Source organism: Limnospira sp. PMC 1279.21, from assembly GCF_032349615.1.
Lineage (GTDB): Bacteria > Cyanobacteriota > Cyanobacteriia > Cyanobacteriales > Microcoleaceae > Limnospira > Limnospira fusiformis.
Window position 1 is genome coordinate 1 of record NZ_JARPLU010000020.1, and the last position, 10,916, is coordinate 10,916.

General features: G+C 46.1%; 7 protein-coding genes. 2 read left to right on the forward strand and 5 right to left on the reverse strand.

Translation table 11 applies throughout. The annotated features are described in order from the left end of the window. Positions 1-354: 354 nt before the first annotated feature. From P5683_RS05115 to P5683_RS05135, 5 genes are all read right to left on the reverse strand, one after another. Positions 355-2,442 (reverse strand): protein kinase domain-containing protein, encoded by a 2,088-nt coding sequence (locus P5683_RS05115; RefSeq protein ID WP_315639429.1) that lies wholly within the window; start codon positions 2,440-2,442, stop codon positions 355-357. A gap of 323 nt (positions 2,443-2,765) precedes the next feature. Beyond that, complete coding sequence (locus P5683_RS05120; protein WP_006620847.1) at positions 2,766-3,551, reverse strand: DUF928 domain-containing protein; 786 nt, start codon at positions 3,549-3,551, stop codon at positions 2,766-2,768. A gap of 43 nt (positions 3,552-3,594) precedes the next feature. Beyond that, complete coding sequence (locus P5683_RS05125) at positions 3,595-5,901, reverse strand: CHASE2 domain-containing protein (RefSeq protein WP_315639433.1); 2,307 nt, start codon at positions 5,899-5,901, stop codon at positions 3,595-3,597. Further along, positions 5,901-6,833: a DUF1822 family protein gene (locus P5683_RS05130; RefSeq protein WP_006620845.1), complete on the reverse strand. Its 933-nt coding sequence runs from the start codon at positions 6,831-6,833 to the stop codon at positions 5,901-5,903. Before P5683_RS05130 ends, P5683_RS05125 begins: the two co-directional genes overlap by 1 nt. A gap of 25 nt (positions 6,834-6,858) precedes the next feature. Beyond that, on the reverse strand, positions 6,859-7,500 hold the full coding sequence (locus P5683_RS05135; protein ID WP_315639434.1) for a sigma-70 family RNA polymerase sigma factor: 642 nt from the start codon (positions 7,498-7,500) through the stop codon (positions 6,859-6,861). Positions 7,501-7,509: 9 nt separating this feature from the next. On the opposite strand from P5683_RS05135, the gene P5683_RS05140 reads away from it, so the two are divergent. After that, positions 7,510-9,987: a tetratricopeptide repeat protein gene (locus P5683_RS05140; protein WP_315657385.1), complete on the forward strand. Its 2,478-nt coding sequence runs from the start codon at positions 7,510-7,512 to the stop codon at positions 9,985-9,987. A gap of 218 nt (positions 9,988-10,205) precedes the next feature. Beyond that, positions 10,206-10,856 (forward strand): DUF3386 domain-containing protein, encoded by a 651-nt coding sequence (locus tag P5683_RS05145; RefSeq protein WP_187758291.1) that lies wholly within the window; start codon positions 10,206-10,208, stop codon positions 10,854-10,856. The last annotated feature ends 60 nt before the right edge of the window (positions 10,857-10,916 follow it).

The window sequence follows — 10,916 nt, forward strand, 5'->3', positions numbered from 1 at the left end:
GCGCCCAACAAGCCGAAGAACGCGCCCAACAGGAGGCAGAACACGCCCAACAGGAAGCAGAACGCGCTAACCGCCTGGCGGAAAAACTGCGGGAATTAGGCATTGACCCTGATGCTATGTAATCCCCTTTGAGGAGGAATACACATAGAAGTTAAAGGAATCTGCCGATTGTGTTCTGGGTGTGTTTATCGCCCGTTAGTTATGTTCGCCTCAGATGAGCGATCGCCTAATTTTCCCGAAAGAAAGGGGGTTTCTGGGGGTTCCCAAAAGAAAACCGGTTTCGGAAACCTCCGCGATAACTAACCTGATGATGAGGAATATACCCCATTTATGCTTCGGTATAGATATTTGGTTTTATAAAACCTCCAATTCCATTGAATTCTGAATATTTAATTCCAGTATTCCATCACCTATTTGATTCGGGACTACTCCCATAACTTTAATCTCTTTATTCTGAAGTTCCAGCAAATTCGTAGCACCAGGAACTTGATTGAGAATTTGGGAAGATACTACCACCCGATAAAGTTGATTACCTTCTGCCATCAAATTTAACCAAACTGTGTCAACAGTCGGCCGCCTCCAGCCATTGACTCGACCCCTGATCTCATTCCCACCATGATTAACTGTTGTAGGAACTGTACCCACCCCAGTTCCACAAAAGAAATTAACGGGATTCTGCCTAAAATTAGAACAAACTAAAATTTCTTCGGTTCTCCGGATAATTCCTCTGAAATTGGTATAATCTGATTCTGAGCCTGGGCCATAGTTGGCTTGTTTTTGAAGGTCTGGAGGGGCGTTGAGCAAAACTCTTTCGATTACCTTTCTGTCTGATTCTGAAAGTTCGGGAGAGAGATATACTCCTGCACCCGGAATAGCTCGACTCAGGTGGATGATACGGATATCTGGATCGTTTTTGACTGTATCACCTAAAGCCCCCGCACCCAAATCGGCTTTTCCAGTCCTCACCATTTCCCGAATATTCTGCCCTCGGTGTCCCATATCTACGGTTAGAGTTTTGCCATACAAATCGTAAACGGGCATATAAAAACTCGATGCTGAGTTGAACCCGCCCAAGGCAATTACGGTGCTTGGTGTTATGTCATTGATAGATTGAATTGGGCTGTCCGCTCTGACGTACAATGCAGAATAATAATAAGGCGGACCTTCAGGAAACATTAAAGCGGCAAACGTATAACTGTTATCTTTGGCAGCAACAGAAATGATCGGAGACAGGGTAAAGACGACATCCCACTCTTTCTTGGCTATTCTATCCTTGGCTTCTTGGTAAGGTAGATTATGGTCACCATCGATCGCCAAGTCTACTTTTTTACCCAGAAAAAAATCAATAAAATTACTGGGGATTAACTCTTGTCGTAAATAATCTACTAGGTCGGTGTTGTACTTGGGATTGCTTAAACTGCCAATTGTTAAGGATTGGGCTTGTACTTTCGGTTTCCACAGGTAGGGAAGCGATCGCCACCCCAACCCCAGAACAACCAGAGAAACAATCGTCGATAGAACCAATAGCCCACGTTTTGTTGATGTCGATGTGGGTTCTGGTACAGGATCGGGAATATTATTATTATCGGGCTGCATATCTGTATCCGTAAGGGATTTCAAGGCATCGAGCATTTCTTTGGCGCTAGAGTAGCGATCGCCAGCGTGGGAGCGAACTGCTTTATCTAACACATTGGCTAAACCGACACTCACTTCTGGTGCATCTTGTCGCCAAAGGATTTCTGCCGTCCCAGGATCCATCGCCAAATCTTGCGGCAGCTTACCTGTTAGCATATAAATCGCGGTCAGTCCCAAACTATATAAATCACTAGAATAAACAGGTCTACCGATTGCCTGTTCAGAAGCCATAAACCCAGGAGTACCAATTATAATCGAGTTAACCGCATTTCCTTGGGTATTGAGCTGGGTACTCATGGCTTCCTTGACGGCACCAAAGTCAATCAACACTGGCTTGCCATCTTCCTGGCGCAAAATAATATTGTCCGGTTTGATGTCGCGATGGACTATTTGCTTGCTGTGTATGTATTGAAGCACTCCCAACAGACTGGTAAAAATTTCCCTCACGGCACTTTCGCTGAGTTGACCCTCCCTTTGCACCTTCGCTTCTAGGGTTTCACCCTCGATATGCTCCTGCACTAAGTAAAACTTGTTCAGCTCCTCAAAGTAAGCGTACAACCGAGGAATCTGGTTATGCTGCCCCAAAGTTTGCAATGTTGCCGCTTCCTGCCGGAATCGTTCTTTAACAATATTGTTAAACTGGCGTTGAACTTGGCGCTTCAGTTGCTTGATCACATAGTGTTGCTGCAAGGGCATCTGGGTGTCTTGTGCCAGGAATACCTCGCCGAAACTACCCGTTCCCAGGGATTTTATAACTTGATAGCGACCATTGATAAGTTGATGCTGATTATTTAAGGGCGTTTGCATGATCGGTACTCGTGGCTAGGGCTGATTCGGTGAGTGGGACGGACTGGACGGACGGAACGATCGCCTTTTAACGTCAATCATAAGTTCTGCTAATTATCCATTAAAGCCGTTCTGATGTTTCCAGACATCAGTATTTTCACGGAATTTCCTTGACACATAAGCAGGGCGGGGGAGCGATCGCTTGTAAATTGACAATCCGCATGACTCCTGAAATTGTAGGTGATACCTACCTATCGCCTTCGCGGATAACTTTTACGCAAATTGGGAAAAATTTTTGGGGTTAATCGTTAAACAGCCGAGAAACCCCGTTTCTCCCGTCGAGACTAACGACAACAACCGCCGATCGCCTCATTAGCTAGATGACCCAAACCAATAGATTCCAGAAGTTCCGTCCACCCGGCGGCGATATCTGCATTTCCTGCATTATCCCGACGTAATTCGGCGAGAGTCGTGAGGGTATCGTGCCATAACCCATTCGCCGCATAGATTTCCACCCGCTGCATGGGTGTTGTTGCCGCTTCTAGCTGACTGGTTAGACTTCTCGAGGCGGCAACTCTTTCCACCATTGCTTGTACATAGTCATCCTCAGCCCTAATTCTGGGATGACATCTATAGGAGAATTGCCACAAATATTTTTTGCCAATTTCCAAGGGGGGGAGGCTGTCCGGTAGGCGGAAACTCACAATTCCCGGTGTATCGGTAATCCTCACGACGGTTTGGTAAACTTCGGTTTCTTGTTCGTCCAATACCACAAATTCTACCTCACGGGTTAGCTCGGAGGAATAAGGTACATAAAACCAGAATGTGGGATGTCCCGATAGGGTGTAGTTCACTTGACTGGGAATTAATGCGGTCAGAGGTTTATCGACGGCGGGACAAGAGGTGCGACTCCCAGAACCTTCCCGATCTTCTGGGGGTTGGGGGTCTGGTACGTCAAAGGCTGTGGCGACAAGGGTATCGGATAATGGCAATTGATGATTTTCCGGGCGTAATTCCCTGCTATAAGTGCCGTAAACTCGCTGTATTGGCACTATCCCGATTAAGAGAATCAAGGCGATGGATAACTTAAATTGGCGGGGTTTTGGGGGTTTTCTCGAAGGACTGGACAAGCTGCTACTCCTGGGTAGTTGGGGTTATATTTACTTATCGCAGTCAGGGCAGAAATTTACGCAAAAATTTCGTCAAAAAAGGACCGATCGCCAATGTTAATAGTGGGGGGAGGAGGGGAACCCAGGTTCCTTGCAGGAATAGCAGATAGCAAAGGATATATAGGATCGCGATCGCTATCACGATCGCTGCGATCGCCCATCCCCGGTGGCGGATATACAATGCGATCGCACTTCCGGCTATTGACCACAATACCACCCAAATCACTTCTTGCCACCAAAGCCATACCCTAATCAGCGGACGACCGTCAAGGGCTGCACTAAGAATATGGCTGACCATCTGTGCTTGGACCATCACTCCTGGTACTTGCTCAGAAGGAGATTTTCCGGCACGGTAGGGGGTGCTAAAAAATTTGGCGTTGACTCTACTGGTAAAACCAATCAGCACAATTCTGTCTTTGACTAGGTTGGGGTCAAAATCTCCCTGCAAAACTTGGGTGAGGGTTAGAGTTCTGGCTATGGGAAAAGAACGATAATTTAACATCACAGACCAACCCCCGATCGCTATATTTTGGTATCCTCCTGTATGGGGACTTTGCAGAGGGTGAAAAATGGCTTGACCGAATTTTAATGGGTTGTTTTGATTGCCTTGATTGTCGGGAAAAATATTCTCAGACTCCAGATATTTGCGGGCTAATTGAAAGCTCAAGGAAAAAGCGGTGTTACAGTCGGGGTTGGCTCTCATAAAGAATAGGTGACGGCGCAAAATTCCATCAGGATCGACTAGGACATCATCGAATCCTAAGCGATTTTTGGGGATGACATCAGGCGATCGCACTGCGGGTTCATTAGACCTTGGGAAACTACATATAGCAAATAAATTGTCTTGTTCCTGCATTTGTGTTCGCCATTCTGACTCCCCAGGAGGAACGGGAAAATCTCGATAAATGGTTAACCCGATCGCTCTGGGTTCATGGGGTTCTAATTGCTGCAATACTTGACTAAGAGTGCCATCTGAGATAGAATATTCTTGTCGCAATTGTAAATCATTTTCGGTCACTTCAATGACTAAAATTCGGGGGTCTGGTGGTTCGGTAGGACGCGATCGCATTAAGTGGTCATAGAGTCGCAATTCCCACCCTTGTAAAATTCCCAATTGCCGGATAATTAGAATCATTAAAGTTATCGACAAACTGGTTAACCAAAAAGTGCGATCGCCCCTTGGTAAAAAATTCCGTTTTGGCGGTGGCGGTTGCTGTCGCCAGACTATGGGTGATTCGGCAGGATTTTGACAGATAATTGGCAACCAACTCGCACAGGGGAATTTATCTTCTAAACCCTGTAAACGTTCCCGGGCTTCTCGCACTGCTAAATAAAAAGAATATCCCCTCGAAAAAGCCTGGATAAATTGCGCCAAAAAGGCATGGGCTACCCTGTCCGACACGGGTTCTCGCATTACAATGATTTGGGGAATATGTAAATCCGCCAATTCTGTAGCTAACGCCAACCCCTGGCAAGAATTAAAAATCGCCAGTTGTAAACCTCTGCTGATAGCCTTTCTTAGAGATAATTTTAGATGAGAAATGCCGATTTTCTCGGTGGAATTAATCGCCAATAACCCCCCGTTCCCATTTTCTTCACTCTCACTATGACCAGCAAAAAATAAAATATCCCAACCGCGATCATCCCATAACTGTTTGTCAACTTCTTGACGGGAAGGTTTCCACAAAAAAACAGTTTCCGCATCATCGTTTTCTGACAAAACCTGGCGATCCGCCTCTATGTCGAGACCGTTATCATTGCCTAGAATAGCTAAAATTCTCATCTTTTTTCTGGGGTGCAACTTCTTCTTTACTCGATGATATTCGGGGACGCTTAAAGCAATTTCGGCTTGGGGATAATCAGACAAAAAATCCCATAAATGCCACGGTAAACGCCTCACTAATTCGTCATCGGTTTCCAGAATTAATTGGATTTCGTCATCATGGTAGAGATGCGATCGCAATTGCCGATCAATATTTCTAAATGTCTCTGCACCCAACCACTGATTAATTACCTCAATATACTGCTGGCAAATGTCCGCAAATTCTACCTCAGAAACATTGGTGATATCTTCCTGATCTATTTGAATGCGTGGATACCATCCCGGACGGCGATACAGTGCTTGATAAATCAAATTCCAGCGACGATAAATCCCATCCAATTCCGGGGCGGGAGGTAACGCGCCAGTAAACTTGAAGGGACGGTGATTTTCTGATTCCCAAAGCAGTGCGGTGACATGGGGAAAACCGGATAGCAAATTCCCATATCCTAAATTAATGACGACAAGAGTTGATTTTTGGGGGCTGGTCATTAAATTTGAAAGTTCTCTATAATCATGGCATTTTCTAGGGCGACTTGAATAGAAAAGCGTTCCCCTATTTCTCCGCTAAAGCGGGGTAGTTGGATATAATTATCATGACGGCGCGATCGCACTTCTTCTAAAGTATCCGCCTGGTCTGATAGTAATGCTAACCGTAAATTATGGGGTAAATAAATTTCTCCATCAGGGGGATAAAGTCGCACTCTGACTGCCATGGTGTCAAATTCTGGTGTTAGCGCCACCAACAATACTACCATTTGACTGCCCAACTGCATTTGCAAATCAATCAATTTTGCTTTTTCTATCTCGGCTTGGCTATCTGGTGGAGAATTGCGGAAATTGTAGGCGATATTTTGAGTGCTAAATATTGCCCCCAAATCCTGCCACGTTTCCTCAAAGATGCCTTGGCACCATTGACTAAGGTTAACCAAATTCTGCCGACGCAACCCAGATAAAGTGATCAGCAGTGCTTCTATGGGTTGCAACTGACTCCGGGGAATTTCTGGGCGATCGATATTATTCATAAATCCCAGAATATTGGCGGCTTTTAAAGAATCTTCAATTTCCACGACTACATAGCCAATGCGATCGCCCCAAACTTCTGGGGGAATTCGGCAAATTTGCTGATTTTCGCGGATCGGACGACATTCGAGAATCCCCAATCCGGTCACCTGTAGATCTGCCACATCACTAGCCAAGCGGGCGATCGGATTCCAACTATCACCAGCATTAACTTGGGTAGCAATTCCCATCCACTCTAAATAATTACGCACCACACATACCGCCAGAGTGTTAAAATAAACCTGTTCAGCTTTTTGGCGATTGGGTTGTTCCCTCGCAAATTGTTGGGCGAGGCGGCGCGAATTGATGCCGATCAACATGGGTAAGGCAGAATTTTCGATTTGTTGGGTATGATTAGCCATAATTGTTATTGGTGTAATGACCTTTTTATAGATATCCGGCTGATTTGCCAAATTTACGCAATTGTGGCAGACATTTCCGCTGATAAAAGCTGCTGAGGGTAGAAACTGGTAAACCCAACTGTGCGGAAAGATCCTCCCAGGTAGTTTCTGGGGGTAAACGCCGTAAAATCAACAGTTGACAGGTAACATCTTTTCGACCCCGGAGGTGGAGACGCTGCAATTCTCCCTCTGGGTCAGTTTCCGCCCACTGGCGGGTCGCTTGTAGGATCGGCGGGATATCTGGCGGCGCTTCTAAGGTATCCAAAAAGGTGAGGGTGTCATCATCACATAACGCTTGTGAAGCGGAAACCATTTGCTGTTTCTGTTTTTGCTGTTTGATAGCCCTATCTTTGAGGCGCATTTTTAGGTAAACATTTAGCCAGGTGGTGATGCTACTGCGATCGCTATCATATTTCTCTTTCCCGGTGGTGGCTTCACAGAGATTTAGGCAAAAATACAGCCAAGTTTGTTGCCAGACTTCCTCATAATAGGGGGTTTTTTCTCGCCATAGCTTGCCTGAATTGACAATGATTCGATACAGTTGAGTTAACCCTTGCTGCCGTTTGAGGCTGCCGGGAGGGTGCCGACAAGTCTCGGCAATTAGCAATTGTAACTGGTCATTCATCATTTAACTAAAATGCCTCTCAAAAAAAATTGGTCCTGTGTGTTCCTGATTGGGTTTCTGACTCTGGGTAAAATTGAGTTTATCAAATTTCTTTCCTTCCCGGTAATAGGGCTGCCAGTTTTGGCACAAGAAAGGGGAGAAGGTGGGGTCAGTGAAGCGATAGAATTGTATGAACACGGATATAAACAGGTCGATCGCGGTGAGTTGAAAGAAGCGTTGATAACCTTCGATCGCGCTTTGCAAAAGGTGCGTTTTGAAGGCGATCGCCAACTAGAGGCGGTAATCTTAAATGATATCGGTATTGTGCATCGCCATTTGGGCAATTATCCCCAGGCTGGGCATTTTTTAAACGAGGCTTTAACTATTAGCCAAAATATTAACGACAGACAGGGAATTAGCCAAACTCTGATGAATTTGGGGGCGCTTTATTACTCCCAAGCTAACTATCCCGCCGCCCTGGATATTTATCAGCAAGCCATGGAAGTTTTGCCAGCAGAAGACTATTATGGTTGGGCGGTTATTTATAATAATCTTGGGAACATTTATCGGGCTTTGGGACAACCTCAAAAAGCCCTGATTTATTTTCAACAAGCCGGGGCGCTATTTGCACAAGAAGATGATGATGTTGCGGTGGGAATTACTCTCGCTAATATGGGGGCGGTTTATCATGCTCTGGGGGAATATTCCCAAGCGTTAGAATTCTATGCCAAAGGGTTAGCGATCGCCTCGGAAATAGGAGATACTGTCGGGGTTGGTCAAACTCTGTTGAATATGGGGGCTGCTTATGAGAAATTAGCCAACTATTCCCAAGCCTTGGAATTGTACAATCAAGGATTAGAAATTATGAGGGCGATCGGTGAAGAAGATTCCCAGGGTCAAGCCTTGAATAATATCGGCTCAGTTCATCGATTAATGGGGGACTATTCCCAAGCCATAGAATTTTACGATCGCGCCTTAGAAATTCGGCGAAATTTACGGAATACAGCCGGAATTGCTGTCACCCTAAACAATAAAGGTGTCGCCTTATTTGAAGCTGGAAAAATCGCGGAAGCTACCCAAACCTTATACGCCGCAATTGACGCATTAGAATCTCTGCGACCTGGCTTGAGCGATATTAATAAAGTCTCGATTTTCGATAAATATCGGTCTAGTTATAGTATACTACAAAAAGCATTAATTAGCGCCAATAAACCGGAAATCGCCTTAGAAATTGCGGAGAGAGGACGCGCCCGTGCTTTCCTGGAATTAATCGCCCAGCAATTATCTCCTGAAGCGGTCGCAGAATATGCGCGGGTAAATAATCCGCCGATGACAATTTCGGACATTCAAAAAGTGGCAGGACAGCAAAATGCTACCCTAGTTCAATATTCGATTATTAGTGATAATTTCGGGGAAAATTCGGCTTTGTTTATCTGGGTGGTGCAACCGACGGGAAACATCACATTTCGGGAAGTCAATTTAAGCCAATTAGAAACCTTTAGGGATACTTTAGTGCCTTTTTTGGCGGAGGGGACGGACTCGGAAGCGGAAAGTTTACTAACGGCTTTGGTGCGGGGAACTCACCAGGTGATCACGGAAAATCTGCCGACCATTTCTACCCGAAATCTCCGCGAGAGTCACCTGCGACAACTGCATGATGTGCTGATAAAACCGATCGCCGATTTACTCCCCCAAAATCCAGAAGAGAAGGTGATATTCATCCCCCACCAGGAGTTATTGTTTGTGCCGTTTCCGGCGTTACTGGATGAAAGCGATCGCTATTTAATTACTCAGCATACTATTCTGACCGCCCCAGCAATTCAAGTGTTAAAATTGACTCGCCAACTGGCAGAAAACCGGATGCCCAACAGAAGCACTAACCCCATAAATGCTCTAGTGGTGGGCAATCCCGTGATGCCAAAATTGTCGATACAACCGGGAGAAGGACCGGAGAGATTAGCTAATTTACCCGGTGCAGAAGCGGAAGCGATCGCCATCGCCTCTATGTTGAATACAGAAGCGTTAATTGGTAGTGCAGCCACGAAATCAGAGGTTTTGGAACGCATTAATGCGGCGGCGATCGTGCATTTGGCAACCCACGGCTTATTGGATGATTTTAGTGAGTCTGGGGGTGTTTTAGGAGCGATCGCACTAACTCCCAGTGATGGCGATCAAGGGTTTCTGAGTTCCGAGGAAATCATGGGATTGAATTTAACAGCTTCCTTGGTGGTTTTAAGTGCTTGTAACACAGGTGGCGGCAGAATTACAGGTGATGGTATCATCGGATTATCTCGTGCGTTTATTGGTGCGGGGGCGGAAAGTGTGATTGTCTCTTTATGGCAAGCCACCGATGAACCCACCGCAAAATTAATGCAGGAATTTTATCGACTTCTACCCGAAAAAGGCGATCGGGCTGTGGCTTTACGACAAGCGATGTTGACCACTATGGAAGAATATCCTCAACCCAAACATTGGGCAGCTTTTACCCTCATTGGAGAATCTCTCAAATAGAAATACAACCCCGTTTCTGACTCCTGGTTTGTGACCCCCCTACGGGAAACTGTAGCGGGGGAGGAAATTTCCCGGTGAATGAATGACCGTTACCAGACCGGGAGAAACGGCTAGGGGGAGGAAAACCCGATCGCCAGGGCGCAATACCCCACCAAGGGGATATGCTGGTAATGGTTTATACTAATTAACAATTGTTCATCTTCACACTAGGAGTATTTATGACGGCTACACAAGTTTCTGCACGCGAACTTTTCCGGGCGGCTTATGAAAATCGCTACACCTGGGATGCCGATTTCCCAGGCTATACTGCTGATATCACCTACGAACATGATGGCAAGGTGATTCATGGTCGCGCGAAGGTAGGGGCGGACATGAAGGCGGAAGTGTTAGATGTTGCTGACGAGGCGGCGCAAAAGGCTATCCATGGACAACTTTGGGAAACGGCGATCCACCGGGTACGTCGGGATTTTGAATCGGTACATGGAGAAAATACGTTTAGCTATGGCGAAACGGACGAAACCGGGGCGGTGGAAATCATTATCGGCGGGAAAGGAGAAGGCGATCGCTACCAACTCCGCAATAATGAGGTCTGCATGGTGCATCGTCACATTCACGGGGTGGTAGTGACCATCTACACCCACAGCAGCCACCAAACGCCGGAGGGTTATCTTTCCCACCGTTATGATTCCGTTTATCATGACCCCAAAACGGGGGAACAGAAGGGGGAAAAAAGCGATTTTGAAGATTCCTATACCCAAGTGGGTAAGTATCAAATCCTCAATGAGCGGATTATCCACAACCCAGAAAGTGGTCGGAGCGATCGCTTTACCTTCTCCAACATCCAACTTTTGAACAAAGCCACGACGTAGGGGCAGGTTCCGCCGGGAATTCCAATTCACAACCCGGATTTTGATAAACCCGCCCCACCC

What these genes read in the sequence shown, in the direction of transcription:
- P5683_RS05115 (WP_315639429.1), bottom strand. Translation starts at nt 2,442, where the DNA reads ATGCAAACGCCCTTAAATAATCAGCATCAACTTATCAATGGTCGCTAT.
- P5683_RS05125 (WP_315639433.1), bottom strand. Translation starts at nt 5,901, where the DNA reads ATGACCAGCCCCCAAAAATCAACTCTTGTCGTCATTAATTTAGGATAT.
- P5683_RS05130 (WP_006620845.1), bottom strand. Translation starts at nt 6,833, where the DNA reads ATGGCTAATCATACCCAACAAATCGAAAATTCTGCCTTACCCATGTTG.
- P5683_RS05135 (WP_315639434.1), bottom strand. Translation starts at nt 7,500, where the DNA reads ATGATGAATGACCAGTTACAATTGCTAATTGCCGAGACTTGTCGGCAC.
- P5683_RS05140 (WP_315657385.1), top strand. Translation starts at nt 7,510, where the DNA reads ATGCCTCTCAAAAAAAATTGGTCCTGTGTGTTCCTGATTGGGTTTCTG.
- P5683_RS05145 (WP_187758291.1), top strand. Translation starts at nt 10,206, where the DNA reads ATGACGGCTACACAAGTTTCTGCACGCGAACTTTTCCGGGCGGCTTAT.